The sequence below is a fragment of the Streptomyces sp. NPDC048331 genome (genome assembly GCF_043201215.1).
In the GTDB taxonomy this organism is placed as follows: Bacteria; Actinomycetota; Actinomycetes; order Streptomycetales; family Streptomycetaceae; genus Streptomyces.
Genome location: NZ_JBICYT010000002.1, coordinates 428,681 through 444,243, shown reverse-complemented (window position 1 = coordinate 444,243; position 15,563 = coordinate 428,681). Strand labels below are relative to the sequence as shown.

Annotated in this window: 13 protein-coding genes and 2 pseudogenes; 5 read left to right on the top strand and 10 right to left on the bottom strand. The window is 71.3% G+C overall.

The genetic code is table 11. The annotated features are described in order from the left end of the window. The first annotated feature begins 194 nt into the window (after positions 1-194). From ACGFYY_RS05575 to ACGFYY_RS05565, 3 genes are all read left to right on the top strand, one after another. On the top strand, positions 195-1,640 hold the full coding sequence (locus ACGFYY_RS05575; RefSeq protein WP_393707235.1) for a dihydroorotase family protein: 1,446 nt from the start codon (positions 195-197) through the stop codon (positions 1,638-1,640). Between the two features lie 103 nt (positions 1,641-1,743). After that, positions 1,744-2,430 (top strand): TetR/AcrR family transcriptional regulator, encoded by a 687-nt coding sequence (locus ACGFYY_RS05570; RefSeq protein WP_393707234.1) that lies wholly within the window; start codon positions 1,744-1,746, stop codon positions 2,428-2,430. 269 nt (positions 2,431-2,699) lie between these two features. Continuing rightward, on the top strand, positions 2,700-3,704 hold the full coding sequence (locus ACGFYY_RS05565) for an alpha/beta hydrolase (RefSeq protein ID WP_393707233.1): 1,005 nt from the start codon (positions 2,700-2,702) through the stop codon (positions 3,702-3,704). 61 nt (positions 3,705-3,765) lie between these two features. On the opposite strand, the gene ACGFYY_RS05560 is transcribed toward ACGFYY_RS05565, so the two are convergent. After that, positions 3,766-4,335, bottom strand: a complete 570-nt coding sequence (locus ACGFYY_RS05560) for a TetR/AcrR family transcriptional regulator (protein WP_393707232.1) — start codon at positions 4,333-4,335, stop codon at positions 3,766-3,768. Positions 4,336-4,413: 78 nt separating this feature from the next. Between ACGFYY_RS05560 and ACGFYY_RS05555 the strand changes: the two genes are divergently transcribed. Then, a complete protein-coding gene (locus ACGFYY_RS05555; RefSeq protein ID WP_393707231.1) occupies positions 4,414-5,307 on the top strand; it encodes a DUF4437 domain-containing protein in 894 nt (297 codons plus the stop codon). Between the two features lie 215 nt (positions 5,308-5,522). On the opposite strand, the pseudogene ACGFYY_RS05550 reads toward ACGFYY_RS05555, so the two are convergent. From ACGFYY_RS05550 to ACGFYY_RS05520, 7 genes and pseudogenes are all read right to left on the bottom strand, one after another. Next, positions 5,523-5,933: pseudogene (locus ACGFYY_RS05550) on the bottom strand (DUF6207 family protein); the annotation flags it as partial. Positions 5,934-6,676: 743 nt separating this feature from the next. Beyond that, positions 6,677-8,122, bottom strand: a complete 1,446-nt coding sequence (locus tag ACGFYY_RS05545) for a sensor histidine kinase (RefSeq protein ID WP_393707230.1) — start codon at positions 8,120-8,122, stop codon at positions 6,677-6,679. Positions 8,123-8,204: 82 nt separating this feature from the next. After that, a complete protein-coding gene (locus tag ACGFYY_RS05540; RefSeq protein ID WP_393707229.1) occupies positions 8,205-8,933 on the bottom strand; it encodes a response regulator transcription factor in 729 nt (242 codons plus the stop codon). Next, positions 8,930-9,541 carry a DUF5666 domain-containing protein gene (locus ACGFYY_RS05535; protein ID WP_393707228.1) on the bottom strand — a complete coding sequence of 204 codons (612 nt, stop codon included), beginning with the start codon at positions 9,539-9,541 and terminating at the stop codon, positions 8,930-8,932. Before ACGFYY_RS05535 ends, ACGFYY_RS05540 begins: the two co-directional genes overlap by 4 nt. A gap of 73 nt (positions 9,542-9,614) precedes the next feature. Continuing rightward, complete coding sequence (locus tag ACGFYY_RS05530) at positions 9,615-10,817, bottom strand: ABC transporter permease (RefSeq protein ID WP_393707227.1); 1,203 nt, start codon at positions 10,815-10,817, stop codon at positions 9,615-9,617. Next, positions 10,814-11,548: an ABC transporter ATP-binding protein gene (locus tag ACGFYY_RS05525; RefSeq protein WP_393707226.1), complete on the bottom strand. Its 735-nt coding sequence runs from the start codon at positions 11,546-11,548 to the stop codon at positions 10,814-10,816. The genes ACGFYY_RS05530 and ACGFYY_RS05525 overlap by 4 nt, the downstream gene beginning before the upstream one ends. A 68-nt stretch (positions 11,549-11,616) precedes the next feature. Then, a complete protein-coding gene (locus ACGFYY_RS05520; RefSeq protein ID WP_393707225.1) occupies positions 11,617-12,927 on the bottom strand; it encodes an efflux RND transporter periplasmic adaptor subunit in 1,311 nt (436 codons plus the stop codon). Between the two features lie 463 nt (positions 12,928-13,390). Between ACGFYY_RS05520 and ACGFYY_RS05515 the strand changes: the two are divergent. Further along, positions 13,391-13,924 (top strand): annotated as a pseudogene (locus ACGFYY_RS05515) (flavoprotein); the annotation flags it as partial. A 58-nt stretch (positions 13,925-13,982) separates the two neighbouring features. Here the strand turns inward: ACGFYY_RS05515 and ACGFYY_RS05510 are convergent. Beyond that, complete coding sequence (locus tag ACGFYY_RS05510) at positions 13,983-14,876, bottom strand: cytochrome c biogenesis CcdA family protein (RefSeq protein WP_393707224.1); 894 nt, start codon at positions 14,874-14,876, stop codon at positions 13,983-13,985. Between the two features lie 6 nt (positions 14,877-14,882). Continuing rightward, positions 14,883-15,473 (bottom strand): redoxin domain-containing protein, encoded by a 591-nt coding sequence (locus ACGFYY_RS05505; RefSeq protein ID WP_393707223.1) that lies wholly within the window; start codon positions 15,471-15,473, stop codon positions 14,883-14,885. Between the last annotated feature and the right edge of the window lie 90 nt (positions 15,474-15,563).

The following is a 15,563-nucleotide window of genomic DNA, read 5'->3' as shown; positions in this document are numbered from 1 at the left end:
GGCTCAACACCTTCGGGATGCACGGATGCAAGGGGTCGCGCTGTATGCCTCGCTGTTTCTCCTTGTGGAACGCTGTTTCGGAAAGCTAGCATGACTCTCCGTCACGCAGAAGAGAAACAGTGTTTCCCTGCGCCTCCGGAAGCGGAAGGGAGGTACGGGCGACCGCGCCTGAGTCGGCGGCTGCCCGGCCTGTCATGTCTCGTTACGACCTGCTCATCAAGAACGGCACGCTCGTCCAGCCCCGCCTCGGCGAGATCACCGCGGACCTCGCCGTGCGCGACGGCAAGGTGGCGGCCCTGGCCGACCGCATCGATGCCGCCGAGGCGGCCGAGGTCATCGACGCCGCGGGGCGGGTGGTCCTCCCCGGCGCGGTCGACGCCCACTTCCACCTCGGCATCTACCGCTCCCTGGAGCAGGACGCGGCGGAGGAGACCCGGTCCTCCCTGGTCGGCGGCGCGACGAGCGTGCTGTCCTACTTCCGTACGGGCGAGCACTACCTCAACCGGACCGGCGCCTACGGCGACATCTTCCCGGAGGTCCTCGCGGCGGTCGACGGCCGCAGCCACACCGACTACGGCTTCCACCTCGCCCCGATGGACACCGCCCAGGTGCGCGAGATACCCGACCTCGTCGCGAAACACGGGGTCAGCTCCTTCAAGTACTACATGTTCTACAAGGGGTTCAACCTCGCTGCCGACTCCCGGGACGCCCAGGGCTTCCGCATGGCCGCGGACGGCGAGGAATACGACCTCGGCCACCTCTACCAGCTGATGGAGGCGGTCGCCGCCGCCGGAGCCGCCCGCCCCGCCGGCCGCGTCTCGCTGTCCCTGCACTGCGAACAGTCCGAACTGATGAGGCTGTTCATCGACCGGGTGCGCCGCGCGGGCGACCCCCAGAGCCTGCGCGCCTACCACGACGGCCGACCGCCGCTGACCGAAGAGGTCGCCATCGGGGAAGCGGCCACCCTGGCCCGGGCCACCGGCTGCCCGGTCAACCTGCTGCACCTCTCCAGCGCAGCCGCCCTCGCCGGCGCCCGCGCCGCGCGTGCCGCCTCGCCCGGCCTGGACCTGCGGACCGAGGTGACCCTGCACCACCTGTGCCTGGACCACGAGAGTTTGGACGCCACCGGCCGCGGCCTCGGCGCCAAGGTCAACCCGCCGATCCGCACCCGCGCGGACAACGACGCACTGTGGGAGGGCGTGCTCGACGGGACGGTGGACTGGATCGCCTCCGACCACGCCTGCTGCATGGAGGAGTCCAAGGGCGACGCCCTGTGGCCCGCCCTGCCCGGCTTCGGCGGCACCGCCCTGCTCTACCCGATCCTCCTCTCCGAAGGCCACCACAAGCGCGGCCTGCCGCTGCGCCGCGTTGCGGAACTTCTCTCCGCCAATCCGGCGGCCGCGTACGGCCTCACCGGCAAGGGCTCGCTGATGGTGGGCGCCGACGCCGACCTGGTCATAGCCGACCTGGACGCCGTGCGCACGGTCACCGCCGAGCTGCTGCTCTCCGGGCAGGACCACTGCCCCTTCGAGGGCCAGGAGCTGCGCGGCTGGCCCACGGTCACCGTCGTCGGCGGCCGCGTCGCCTACCGGGACGGGACGGTCACCGCCGCCCCCGCGGGCCGCTACCTGGCCCGCTGAACGGGCAACGCCCGGCGGCCCGCGCGTTGACAGGGCAGCCGTGCGCCCCCGACCATGACCGGGCGGTCACATGGCCGCCCGGTCACGCCGTCGGGGAGCGAGCATGCCCACCACCACCTGGACGCACCTGCCGCCTGACCGGCGCGAGCGGATCCTGATCGCCGCGATGGACGAGTTCGGCACCCACGGCTACTCCACCGGCAGCCTCAACGTCATCGCCCGGCAGGCCGGCGTCGCCAAGGGATCCCTCTTCCAGTACTTCGCCGGGAAGCTCGACCTGTTCACCTACGTCGCCGAGCAGACCTCCCTTCGCATCTTCGAGGCCATGAGCCCCTGGCTCGACGGCTACCCCGGCGGTGGACCGCGCGCCGACGGGGACAGTGCCACCCAGGACTTCCCCGCGTACCTGGTCGACGCCATCGACGCCTGGGTCTCCTACTTCGAGACGCACCCCCTAGAGCGGGGCGTGACCGCGGCCACCAACATGGAGATCGACCCCGTCGTCCGCCAGGCCGTCCTCGAACCCGTCCTGCACCTCTACCTCGCGGGGCTGCGCCCGCTCGTCGAGAAGGCGGTCGCCGCGGGCGAGTTGCGCGCCGACGCCGACGTCGACGCGCTGCTCTCCCTCCTGCTCCTGCTGCTGCCCCACACCGCCCTCGCCCCCTTCTTCCCCGCCGTCGCCGGCCCCGTCGTCCTCCCGCGGGGGGACCGGGCCGCCCGCATCACCGCGATCGGGCGGCTCGTGCACCCCGTCCTGGCCGGCTTCCGGCCCGCAAACGCACCCGGCTGATCAGCGTGGATCCGCCCTGCCACCCCGTCACCGCGTCGCCAGTGCCGGGGCCTTCGGCATGCCCTGAGCCCGTGCGGAGCGCGCCGAAACAATCAGCGCCGCACCGCTTGACGCCGTGACCCCGCTCGGGCCCAATGGGACCGCTGGCGAAACAAAGTTACGACAGTGGAAACGCCCGCCCTCTTGGGGCAGGTCAGGCGACGCCGCGACGCCACGCGGCCATCCCCCCCCGCCGCGACGCCACGCGGCCATCCCCCTTGGGAGTCCCCATGCGCGCCACCCCGCACAGACGAACCTCCCTCCCGCGCACCCTCTTCGCCACCGCCCTGGCGGCTGCCGCGATACTCACCGCCCTCTCGCCCGCCACGGCCGCGGAGCAGACCCCCGCCGACGTGGTGAAGGTCTCCAACACCGTCGAAGTCCGCTGCGCCTTCCTGGTCTACAAGCGCGCCGGGGACTGGTACTTCCCGGCCGGCGCCCCCAAGGGCACCGTCTGGCTCCAGCACGGCTTCAGCCGGGCCAACGACCACCTCGAGGACCTCGCCCGCCGCTACGCCGCCGCCGGCTTCGTCGTCTTCGCCCCCACCCTGCCGTCCTCCGACATGTTCGGCTGCACGGTCTCGAACCTCGGCAACAACACCGCCTTCCTCAACAACGTGGCCGACCTGTTCGGCAAGTCCGCCGACCCGAGCGACAAGCTCGGCCGCAGCTTCGCCGACGCCGCGGCCAAGGCTGGCCGCCCAGGCCTCCAACTGCCCGCGAAATTCGTCTTCTCCGGCCACTCCGCCGGCGGAGAGGCCGTCAGCTACGTCGCCAACCGGCTCCGCACCCAGTACCCGGCGGCCTTCGCCCGCCTGTCCGGGCTCGTCCTCCTCGACCCCGTCAACTCCTTCACCGGACTCAACATGGCCAACGCCCTCAACGGCCTGAACACGACGAACCTGCCCATGCACGCCATCTCCTCGCCGCCCTACCTCGCCAACGGCCAGGCCTCCGGCACCAAGGAGCTGACCACCGACGTCCACCGGGACTTCCTCGGGATCCGGCTCAGCACCGGCTCGCACTGCGACGCCGAGGGCGCCAGCACCGACACGCTCTGCACCCTGCCCAACGGCGCTCCCCAGGCATCCAACGTCGCCGTACTGCAGGAGTTCGCCACCGTCTGGGCCGCCGACGACGTGAACGGAACGGTCACCGCCACCCACCGCCCCGGCGGCAGCCGGTACGAATCCCTGCGCACGGCCGGCACCATCCAGACGCTCAGCGGCTCCTGACCGCGTCCGGCTCCGGCCGGGCCCGCCCCCCGGCGCCGACCGGGGGGCGGGCCCGGCCGGCCTAAGGCGCCTGCCCGGGTACGCCCCCTTCGAGGATCGCATCGACCATCCGGTGGGCACGCCCGCGCGCCGCCGGCCGGTCCAGCAGGAGCGAGTCGAGCAGCAGGGGCGAGACGATCGCGGAGACCGCGTCCTCCCGTGCGCCATCGGGGAGACCGGCGGGGGCCAGCGCCGTACGGAAAGGCGCCAAGAGGTCCTCCACGTACCGGCGCCGAAGCATCGCCACCTCGTCGTCCCCGGCCGCCGCCGCGACGATGGCGTGCAGAAAGCCGCTGACCGGCTTGTCGCGCAGCCGGTCACACAACGCGTCCACCTCGGTGTGCAGATCGGCCCGGACCTCTCCCGTGGGGGAGGACGTGCGCCGCGGAGCCACCTCGATCAGCGCCGCCAGCACGGCGCGGGGCGTGGGCCAGTGCCGGTAGATCGTCGAGCGTGCGACCCCCGTCGCCACGTGCAGCCGCTGCGCGGAGAGGGCCTCCGCCCCCTCGCTCAGCAACAGCTCCAGGGCTGCGGTCAGGACGACGGTCTCGGTTGCGGGTGTGGGCCCCTTCGGGCGTCCGGGCTGCGACACCTGGTTAACGATACATCTTGTATCGCATTCATGTTATCGCTACATTCTGCATCGGAAACCAACCCGGGAGGAGCCGCCATGCGACCGCACGTGGAGCTTGTGGACGAGCGCGATCTGATCTGGCACACGGGGGAGTTCGAACACGTGCAAGGAACAGCGGAACAGCGCAACCTCAGCTACGACGAGGAGGACGGCTCGGCATCCCTGAAGGTCCGCTTCACCACCGACTGGTCGCGGCCGGCCGGCGTCCACCACGCCGCCACCGAGTGGTACGTCCTGCGCGGGCAGGTCACCGTCGGAGAGACCGTGCTCGGCCCCGACGGCTTCTGGACGGCTCCGGCCGGAGTCCGCACCCCCGCCGTCACGGCCACAGCGGGAACCGAGATCCTGCTGTTCCGCGAGGCCGGCGACTGGCGCTTCGACCTCGCGGACGCCGACCGGGAGGGCCTGCGCCCCGACCAGACGCTGGTGGTGCTCCAGACCTCGGAACTGCCCTGGATCGACGTCCACGACGGCAGCCCGATGCGCTTCGACCTCGGCGGAACACCCGTACCCGGCCTCTACATCAAGATGCTGCACCGTGACGAGAAGACCGGCTTCTACAGCAGGCTGATCAAGGCGAAGCCCGGCTGGCGCGAGGAGCCGCTCGCCCACCACCCCTGCACCGAGGAGGCGTACTGCCTCGAGGGCGCCTTCACCTACAACTACGGCAAGATGTGGCCCGGCACGTACTTCTGGCGCCCCGCCCTCATCCGGCACGGAGACTTCACCGCCGACCCGGAACTCGGCTGCACCTGGATCGTGCGCTCCGACAGCGACCTCGTGGACTGGTACACCTCCGACGCCCGCGTCGTCATGGAGGGCACGGCCACCAACTGGGGCCCCGACCATCCGCACAGCGTCCCACCGCGCTTCATCGAACCGGTGCGCTCCCGCAGCATCGGCCCGTGGGAGGACCCCTCGTACCAGTGAGAAGCCTCCCCGCGCCGTGCTCCCAGGTCTTGGTGAGGGTGCAGGTCTACGTGCCTGATGGACTTGCTTGAGGGCATATCCCGGGAAGAGAGCACGGAGGCCCAGGACGGCCACAGCCACAGCTTTTGTCCCCCTGATGGCGCTTCATGGATTGGGCCAAGCGATGCTGGCGACCGCTGGATGTGACTTGTGATCGGATCGGGAGAGTGCCTCAGATCGGCGTACAGCCGCGCAGTCACCCCGGGCTCTCCCGGCACACGCCGGATGCTCGGCGTGCCGGAGGTGCCCCACCTGCGCCCCAGCTCCTCGGCCGCCGCTTGAACGGTGGTCTCGTCCTGGCCGGTGATGTCCAGGACCAGCAGGCCGGGCTCGCTGACGTGGATCGGGTCAATCTGTTTCCATGCCCCTCCGGACGCTCCGCACAGGTAGGGGGTTCGTGGCCGGTGGGCTTTACTCCGAACAGTGGACACTTCTGAGTGGTCACCAACGCCCTCACCCCTCACAAGGTGGCCAGCCAGATGCTCCCCAACCCCTGCGGCAAGCGCGGCCGGGGCCGCTACCGAGAAGAGGGCGGGGCACTGCGCTTCTCGTATTTGCTGTGACCTTGAGGTCTGGGAGGGCGTCATCGCCGCCGACGGGCCGGCGGGCGGGATCGTCGCCGACGAGAGCAGCACCCCCTTCCCGCCCACCTGCGCGACAGCCGGCGCCGTCGCGGCCCGCTCGGCGGCGACCTGCTCGCCCATCCAGGCCAGGACCCGCTCCACCGCCGCCAGGTCCTCGCGTTCGGCCCGTACCTCGGCCAACTGCTTGACCAGCTGTTCTTTCAGATCGTCCAACTCCGCGCGGCGTAACGCGATCCGCTCCTGCACCTCGGGATCCATCATGCGCCGGATCGTAGGGAGGAGAACGAGGCGGCGGACCGGAACAGGCGAACCGCCCTGCCCGACGATCTACATGCTGGACACTGCCCCACCACCAGCCCGAGCAGCCTCACCCGCCATCACACCAGAGTCCCTGACCAGCCAGAATCAAGATGGCGAAGCTTCCCTGTTCCGCCATGCAGGCGCGCCAGCCTGCTCTCGGGCTGTCCGCGGCGCCGGACTCGGCGGGCGGGCCCGGGCGGTCGGATTCCGGTTCACCTTCACCCGCGCAGGCCGTGAGTGAGGCGACCGCCATGAGTGCGGGCAGGCAGCGCCGCACTACCGCCAGGGTTCGGCGCTCAGGGCGGATGATGGGCGAGGTGTCCAGGGCGCGCACGGAAACTCCACAGGCCAGGTGTCAGGGTGGACTGATCGAATCGCCCTGCCCTGAACGGAGTCAGGGGTGTTGCTGGGAGGCGTCTGGGAGGCGGGTAAACCTTGCCGCCTGGTCAGGTCAGGGGGAAGCGGACGCGGAAGACGGTGCCCTGCCCGGGCGCGGAGCGTGCGTGTACATGGCCTTGGTGCTGGGTCACGATCGCCTGGACGATGGACAGCCCGAGTCCCGCGCCGCCGCTCTCGCGGCTCCTGGCGGGGTCGGCGCGGTAGAAGCGTTCGAAGACACGGGAGAGTTGGTCGGGCTGCATGCCGGGGCCGTTGTCGGCCACGTCGATGACGGCCCAGTGCCCCGAGTCGGTGGCCTGGTGTTCCAGGCGGACGTCGACGGCCGTGCCGGGCGGGGTGTGGTGGAGGGCGTTGGTGAGCAGGTTGGCGAGGACCTGCCGCAGGCGTGCCTCGTTCCCGCGGACGGTGGTGCCGGCGTACCGACCTGCCGACCGGGGGCCGTGAGGCAGGATGAGGCGGATGGTGCGGTCCCGCTGAACCGCCCGTGCGTCCTGCACGGCGTCGATGAGGAGGGGGTACAGGTCGACGGCTGTGTGTTCCTGTTCGGGTTCGCGGTCGAGCCGGGCGAGGAGCAGCAGGTCGTCGACGAGTGCGGCCATGCGGACGGACTCGTCCTCGACGCGGCGCATGATCCGGTCCAGGTGCTCCCGGTCGCGGATGGCGCCCTGACGGTAGAGCTCGGCGTAGCCGCGGGTGGAGGTGAGGGGGGTGCGCAGTTCGTGGCTGGCGTCGGCGACGAAGCGGCGCATGCGGCTCTCGGCTTCGCGGGCGGCGGCCTCAGAGGTCTGCCGTGCCTGGAAAGCTATTTCGATCTGGCCGAGCATGCCGTTGAGGGCATTGCCGAGCCGGCCGACCTCGGTGCGGGGTCCGGCCTCGGGCACGCGGGCTGAGAGGTCTCCGGCGGCGATGGCCTCGGCGGTGGCTTCCATCCGTTGCAGGGGACGCAGGGAGAACCGGATGATCAGGTAGGCGACGACGGTGAGCAGGCCGACGGTGGCGAGGCCGATCTGCCGGACGGCGCTCTCCAGCCGGGCAAGCGTGGCCTCGACGTCTTCGAGGCTGACGGCCACGAGGACGGACTGGCCGGTTCCGTCCATGTCACGCACGATGACCCGCCAGGCATGGCCCTGCTGAGGCGTTCCAGGGACGGTGAACGGCTCGCCGTCGGTCGTGCCGGGCGCGAGGGAGGGAAGAACAAGGGCGGAGTCGTCGCCGGGGTCCGGTGTCTGCGCGAGGACCGCACCCTGGCCATCCCGTATCTGGACCAGTGACGTGGTCGATACGAGGGGGCCTCGGCCGGGTTCGGCGCCGGGCTCGGGCAGCGCCCGCAAAGTCCCGGAGGATTCGGCGCGGGCGGCGACCCGTTTCGCGTTCTGTTCCAGCTTGGTGTCGACCTGGTCGGTGAGGTGGCTGCTCATGACCTCCGTGGCCGCCCACCCTGCGCCGGCCAGCGCCAGGGTGAGCAGCACAGTCACCACAGTGACCAGGTGCACCCGCAGGGGGATACGCGACAGGGCGCCGCGCATCCCCTCCGCATGCCGCTTCTCGGGTGGGCGGGCAGGGCTGGGGCGCATGTCAGGACGTCCGGTCGAGCCGGAGGACGTATCCGACGCCCCGGACGGTGTGGATCAGGCGGGGGCCGTGGGGTTCGAGCTTTCTGCGCAGGTAGGAGATGTAGGACTCGATGATGGAGGGGTCGCCGGTGAACCCGTCCTCCCAGACGTTGTCGAGGATCTGGGCCTTGGACACGACGTGTTCCTGGTTGAGCATGAGGTAGCGCAGGAGCCGGAACTCGGTCGCGGACAGGTCCACGCGATGGCCGTCGCGGTGCACGAGATGCGCCGCCGCATCGAGTTCCAGGGTGTCGTAGCGCAGCGCCGTGATCTCGATGCCGGTGTGGGCGGCGGTGCGTCGCAGAACGGCGCGGATGCGCTGCACGGTCTCTTCGAGGCTGAACGGCTTGGTGATGTAGTCGTCCCCGCCCAGGGCCAGGCCGCTGATCTTGTCGGCGGTGGCGTCCCGGGCGGTGAGGAAGATCACTGGCACCTGGTGGCCTGCGCCGCGGAGCCGGCGGATGACGGTGAAGCCGTCCATGTCGGGCAGGGCCACGTCGAGGATGACCAGGTCCGGCGGGGCGGCCTGGAGGCTGCGCAGACCCTCGTTGCCGCTGGCCGCCTCGGTGACGTGGAAGCCGGCGAAGCGCAGGCTACTCGCGAGCAGTTCCAGGATGTTGGGTTCGGCCTCGATGACGAGCAGCCGCGCTTCGGGTCCGGCGGGCCGCCGGACTGATGTGGGATGCGTCACGAGGGGTCTTCCTGGGTTTCGTTCTTGGCGGGCCCGCCGCGGCCTGAGCCCCGGGGAGAGGTGCCCTGGCTGATGACGGTGGCGGACAGGGAGCCGTCCTCGGCCCGCTCTCCGCTGACGGCCACGGTCTGGCCGGAGGCGAGATCCTCGGCGCTGCCTTCCTTGGTGACCTGCACGCGCGTGTCGCCGGTCGTCTTCACCTTAACGGTCTGCCCGTCGCCCGTTTTCACGTACACCGTGCCGCCCTCGATCCGCTCCACCGTGCCGATCACCGCGCCCCCGCCCCCGCTGCCCGCACGGCCGCCCTCACCGCTGCCGCGCTGTCCCGCCGTCTCGCCCGTGCCTGCGGCGCGGGTGCCGGCCTGCGAGCGGGCGGTCTGCTCAGGAGCCATGGCCTTCTCGATCGCGATGCCGCCCGCGATGCCGCAGACGACCAGGATCGCCGCGCCGAGCGCGAGCGTGAGCTTCCCCGGCCCGCGGCGGCCCTCCGCAAGCTGCTCGTCCAGGTCGTCCTGGTGCCGTGGCGCGGTCAGCAGCTCGTCGGGCAGCCCGGCCTGGCTCCGGCGGTGGGACCCCTTCGGGGCGGAGGACTGGTCGTGACGGGACATGATGATCAACTCCAGAAGAAGAAGCAGAGAGAGGGGAGGGACGGCCGAGGCGACGGCTGCCAGGGCAGGCGGTCTACTCGTGCCGCAGGGCCTCGATGGGGCGCAGTCCGGCCGCGCGGCTCGCGGGCAGGCTGCCGAAGACCAGACCGATCAGGACGGAGACGCCGAAGGCGAGCGCGATCGGTTCTGCGGTCAGGACCGGTTCGACGCCGGCCAGGGTGAACCGCGAGGCGACCAGCGCCGCTGTCACCCCGAGCAGTCCGCCGCCGACGCTCAGCAGTGTGGCCTCGACGAGGAACTGGCTCAGGATGACGCCCCTGGGCGCCCCGATCGCCTTGCGGATGCCGATCTCCCGAATCCGCTCGGTCACCGTCACGAGCATGATGTTGGTGATCCCGATCCCGCCCACGAGCAGGGAGATCGCCGCGACCGCGCCGAGCAGGACGGTGAAGGTACGGGTGGTCTCGGTACGGGTCTCCAGCAGCTGCGCCTGGTTCAGGATCCGGTAGTCCGCCTGCGAGGGATCTGTGATGTGGTGCCGGGCGTTCAGGACGGCGCTCACCTGGGCCTGCGCCGTCCCCAGCAGGTCGGCCGACCGGGCCTGCACCACGATCTGGCTGACCTCGCCGTAGCCTGTGAGGGTGGCCTGGACGGTGGTCAGCGGTGCGATCGCCGTGTCGTCGGCGTCCTGCGCACCGGCTGTCCCCTTCGGTTTCAGGATGCCGATCACCTCCAGAGGCGTCCCCTGGACGACGATCTGCCGCCCTACCGGGTCCACTCCGGGGAACAGCTCGCTCACCGCGCTGCGGCCCAGGACCACGACCTTGCGTCCTTGAGCCAGCTCGTCCTCGGTGAACGCGCGGCCTTGGGCGACAGCGCTGTTGGTGATGGAGAACCACTGCGGATGTGTTCCCACGATCTGAGCTATCTCGTGGCTCGCCCCGCCGGCCGTCGCCGTACCGGACGCCTGGACCAGCGGCGCGACGGCGGCGACGTCGGGGAGTGCGGCCGCGTCCGCCAGCGCTTCGGCGTCCTGCGTCGTCAGCGGCCTCGCCCCCGCCGTACCCCCGCCGCCGCGCGCCGGGGAGACGGTCAGCGTGTTGGTGCCCAGGGCCTGCAGGCTGTCCTGTACCTGCTTCGAGGCGCCGTTGCCGACACCGACCAGCAGGATGACCGAGGCCACCCCGATGAGGATGCCCAGCATCGTCAAGGCGGAGCGCAGCTTGTTCACCGCGATCCCGCCGACGGCGTACCGCACGACCTCCCACGCGTTCATCGCACGACCTCCCGGCCCATGTCGGACGCCGCCGGGACGTGCCCGTGCGCCACCGACACAGCCGGAGCCACCCGGTCGTCCTGGACGATCTCGCCGTCGACCAGACGGATGACCCGCCGGGCCCGGGCGGCGACCTCGTCCTCGTGGGTGATCAGCACGATCGTGCGACCCAGATCGTTGAGCTGCGAGAACACCTCCAGCACGTCGTTCGTGCTGCGGCTGTCCAGATTGCCTGTGGGCTCATCGGCCAGAATCAGTGCCGGCGAGGTCACCAGGGCACGAGCCACCGCGACCCGCTGTTGCTGGCCGCCGGACAGTTCGTTGGGCCGGTGGGCGGCACGCTCGGCCAGGCCCACCACCTCCAGCGCCGCCAGCGCCCTCGACCGCCGCTCGGTCCGGCCCACGCCCGCGTACGCCATCGGCAGCTCGACATTGGCCAGCGCCGGCGTCCTGGGAATCAGATTGAACGACTGGAACACGAACCCGATCTTCCGGTTGCGCACCAGCGACAGCTGCCGCTCGTCGAGACGGCTCACGTCCGTCCTGTCCAGCAGATACCTCCCGCCGGTCGGCACGTCGAGACAGCCGAGGATGTTCATCAGCGTGGACTTCCCCGAACCGGACGATCCCATGATGGCGACGAAGTCGCCCGCCTCCACCTCCAGCGACACCTCCCGCAGCGCCCGCACCTGAGCGGTGCCACTGCCGTAGGACTTCGTCAGCCACCGCACATCCAGGACGGGACGCGGCAGCAGGCCAGGCTCCCGCGGTTCGGGCCGACCAGTCGCATGACGCGGGCTCATCCGCGGCCTCCGCCCGCGCCGCCACGACCGCCACCGCCGCCGGAACCTCGGCCGCCGCCCTCAGCCGCACCGCCACCGGTGGCCACCGACGGCAGCACCACGGTGTCACCCTGCTTCAGCCCCGAGGTGATCTCCGTCTGGGCGTCCCCGCGCACGCCCACCTCGACCTCGACCGGCACCTGCCGGCCGTCCCGCTCGACCGTCACCGACGCCGTCGACCCGGTGCCGCGCACCGCCGCGGCCGGGACGGCGAGCACGTCGTGAACGCTCGCCACCGAGATCTTCACCGACGCGCTCTGCCCGGGCCGCAGATCCTTCGGCGTGGTGTCCATCGACACCCGCACGCCGTACTGCTTCGCACCTCCCGCGTCCGTCGGCACCAGATCGACCGTCGCGACCTTCCCCTCCACCAGGCTCTGGTCGGCGCTCACCGTGATCTCGGCCGCCTGCCCCGCCTCGACCAGGGCCGCGTCGGCCTCGTTCACCTGCGCGGCGAGCTGGAAGTGCCCGAGATCGCTCACCACGATGAACCCACCGGCCATCGCCGCACTCTCCGCCGTACCCGACGCCGCCGGGTCCGAGCCGCCACCCGTGGACGAGCCCTTGCCACCCGACACCGATGCCGACGACGACCCCGAAGCGGCCGAACTCTGCCCCACCGACTGCCCGACAGCACCGTTCACCTGCACCACCGTGCCCGCCCGCGGCGCCTTCAGCGACGTGTTCGCCACCGCCTCCTCAGCGGCCGTCACCCCGGCCCGCGCCGAGGAACGCTGCGCCTGCGCGTTGGCGACCTGAGCCCGCGCGGACTCCACATCCGCCTGCGCCGCAGCCACCGAACCCGCCTTCACCTCCGCGGGCCCCCCGCCCTGCCCCTCGCCCGCCGGCACGGCGGAGGCCGCCTGCGCGAGACGCTCCTGCGCGGCCGTCAGATTCGACGTCGCCGCGGACAGTCCGCTCTCCGCCGCACTGGCCTGCGCCTCGGCCGCTGTCAGCTGGGAGCGGCTCGTCGTCGCGTCGATCGTCGCCAGGACCTGACCGGCCTTCACCGTGTCACCGACCTTGACATCGATCTTCGTCACCTTGCCCGACGCCCCGAAACTCAGCTCATCGGTCTGCGTGCTCTCCAGCGAACCCGACGCCGACACGGTGCGCTCCACACTGCCCCGCGCCACCATGACGGTACGAACCGTGCTCTCCGTGGCACCGCTGTCACCCACGAAGGCATACGACAGCCCGCCACCCGCCACCAGCACGACCGCCAGGCTCGCGTTCACCAGGAACGTCCTGCGCTTACGTGATCTCATGCCGCGAGCCTGGACGCCGCACCTCAGCCACCTCTGGGAGGAACCTGGGAGAATCCTGGGAGATGAGCAAAATGCCCATGCTGTGAATCAACGGGTTCGCAGCCCCGAAGATCTGCCGTTCAGGAGAAGGGAGCTGGGCCCGTCTTCCCGACGAACCCAGGGCCGCCACCGAGTTCGCCCGCGTCTTGAAGCCCGGCGGACGCCTCGATATCGCCGATGTCACCGCCGACCCCGACCGGCTCCCGGACGAGTGCGCGGACTGACCGCCCGCATCGCCGACGCCCGCCCGCTCGCTCGACGCATACACCGAGATCTTCGCCGCTGCCGGGCTCCGCACCCGCGTCACAGAGAGGCGAGGCGATGATCCGCATGATCGACCAGATCCAGGCCCGGCTGGACCTGCTGCGCATCACTGCCCCGGCGCGCCTGGCCGCCGCCGCCCACCCGAGAAGCTGGCATTGCCGGCTGGACCCGCCCCGACCCGGCCGCCCACTCCTTCGGCGGCGACTGGGCCGAGCTCTACCTTCAGCCGCTCGCTGCGCCACCGTCACCGGCGTCTCCAGGGCGGGCCAGGACCGGATCGTCGACGCCGACCGCGAGCAGCAGCCGCTCGTCGTGCACGTCACCCACACCGATGGCGGCCAAGAGCGCCTCTTCGCCCGCGCTGTTATCGACGCCTCAGGCACCTGGACCACGCCCAGCCCGGCTGGCAGCAGCGGTCTTGCTGCCCTCGGTGCGAACGGTGTCGCGGACCGGATCACTTACCGCGTCCGGACCTGTAGAACCCGGCTGTTCACGCCCGGTACGCGGGGCGCCGCACCGCGGTCATCGTCTCCGGGACCTCCGTCTTCACGGAGCTCGCCTCCCTCGCCGATCTCGCGAAGTCCGGCGACGGCACGGGGACGAAGGGGAGTGGATCCTGCGGCGTGGGGTCTCGGGCTCCACCTCGGCGGCGGCGCTCCCGGCGCTACCCCTCGAAGGCCGCGGCCATCTCGGTGGAGCGGGCGCACGGTCAGCTCGACGGTTGGCCCCCCTACGTGGCCGGTTCCGTGGGCCTACGCCGAGTCCCTGGGGCGCGCTGGTGCTGATCCTTCCGGGGAAGCCGATCGGCGTGTGCGTCGCCTTGCGCGGGTCACGAGGGCCGCGAGCAGCAGCAGTACGAAGACGGCGGTGGCGACGAGGGGGCCCGCAGTGTCCAAGGTGTCGGCGATGGCCCGCTGGGCGGTGCCGACGGCGTCGATGACGGGATCGGTGGTGGCGGGGTCGCGCTGGACGCGGATCTCGTACCAGCCGTAGTAGGCGACGTAGGCGCCGACGGCCAGGAGCAGGCCGCCGCCGAGGCGGGGGGCGATCGCGCCGAGCCGGCGGATGCGGGTGACGGCGGTGGTGCGGGTGAGGGCGACGGTCAGGGAGGCGGCGCCGACGATCAGTCCCATTCCGGCGGCGTAGGCCGTGAACAGGGTGATGCCTTCGCCGGTGGAGCCGGTGCGGAAGGCGGAGACGACGATGGCGAGGAAGGGGGCGATGGTGCAGCCGAGGGAGGCGGTGGCGTAGGCCATGCCGAACAGGGCCATCGAGGGCAGGGAGCGGGTGACCTTCGGTGCGCGCCGGAGCTTCGGTGCGAGGGTGGGCAGCTGGCGGCCGGCGAGGAGCCATCCGCCCGCGGTGGCTATGAGGAGGCCGAAGGCGATGGTGAACCAGGGCAGGTGCTGCTGCACCTGCCCGGCGACCGGTTGGATCGCCAGGCCGAACACGCCGAAGAGCGCGGCGAATCCGAGAGTGATCGCGGCAGTCGCGGCGAGGGCCCGGCTGATGGCGACGGTGCGGCTGGGGGTGTCGTCGCCGAGGACGAGGAGCGAGAGGTAGGCGGGGAGGAGGGCGAAGCCGCAGGGGTTGACGGCGGCGAGGATTCCGGCGCCGAGGGCGAGGGCGAGGGGCAGGTCGGACATGAGGGTTCAGCCGGTCAGGCCGGCGACCTTGTCGGCCAGGCCCTTGCCTCCCGGCAGCACGCCTTCGAAGACGGTGGTGCCGTTCTTGTCGAGGATGACGTAGCGGCTCTGCTCGGTGACCTTGAACCGCTTCCACACCTCGCCCTTCTCGTCGGACAGGTGCGGGAAGGCGCCGGTGGCGGTGTCGGAGACGAAGTCCTTCATCGCGGCGTTGGTGTCCAGGCCGGCGACGCCGACCACGTTCACCTTGCCTTGCTGGTCGGCGGCGACCTTGGCGGTCTCGGCGGCCTGGGCCTTGCACTTGGGGCACCAGGGGGCCCAGAACCACAGCACCGTGGGCTTGCCCGCGAGGGTCTTCGCGTCGAACGGCTTGCCGTCCACGGTGGTGGCCGTGAAGTCGACTGCTCCGGGCACCTTGGTTCCGTCCGCCCCGGTGCCGCTTCCGTCGGAGCCGGCGGGCGGCTGGGCGGGGGACGACGCCGTTGACGGGGAGACCGCGCCCGCGTCGTCGGCGGCGTCGGAGCTGCTCGCACCGCACCCGGTGAGGGCGAGCAGGGCGGCGGCGACGGTGGCCGGAAGGACGGTGCGGGCGCGCATGGATGACTCCTGTGTGTTGGGGACCGGAGGCGAGACTAGATCGCTTCCTCGGGTCGCGGGCGTGGTGGTGGCCTTACGGTTCGGTGACGC

What these genes read in the sequence shown, in the direction of transcription:
- ACGFYY_RS05575 (WP_393707235.1), top strand. Translation starts at nt 195, where the DNA reads ATGTCTCGTTACGACCTGCTCATCAAGAACGGCACGCTCGTCCAGCCC.
- ACGFYY_RS05570 (WP_393707234.1), top strand. Translation starts at nt 1,744, where the DNA reads ATGCCCACCACCACCTGGACGCACCTGCCGCCTGACCGGCGCGAGCGG.
- ACGFYY_RS05565 (WP_393707233.1), top strand. Translation starts at nt 2,700, where the DNA reads ATGCGCGCCACCCCGCACAGACGAACCTCCCTCCCGCGCACCCTCTTC.
- ACGFYY_RS05555 (WP_393707231.1), top strand. Translation starts at nt 4,414, where the DNA reads ATGCGACCGCACGTGGAGCTTGTGGACGAGCGCGATCTGATCTGGCAC.
- ACGFYY_RS05535 (WP_393707228.1), bottom strand. Translation starts at nt 9,541, where the DNA reads ATGTCCCGTCACGACCAGTCCTCCGCCCCGAAGGGGTCCCACCGCCGG.
- ACGFYY_RS05530 (WP_393707227.1), bottom strand. Translation starts at nt 10,817, where the DNA reads ATGAACGCGTGGGAGGTCGTGCGGTACGCCGTCGGCGGGATCGCGGTG.
- ACGFYY_RS05520 (WP_393707225.1), bottom strand. Translation starts at nt 12,927, where the DNA reads ATGAGATCACGTAAGCGCAGGACGTTCCTGGTGAACGCGAGCCTGGCG.
- ACGFYY_RS05510 (WP_393707224.1), bottom strand. Translation starts at nt 14,876, where the DNA reads ATGTCCGACCTGCCCCTCGCCCTCGCCCTCGGCGCCGGAATCCTCGCC.
- ACGFYY_RS05505 (WP_393707223.1), bottom strand. Translation starts at nt 15,473, where the DNA reads ATGCGCGCCCGCACCGTCCTTCCGGCCACCGTCGCCGCCGCCCTGCTC.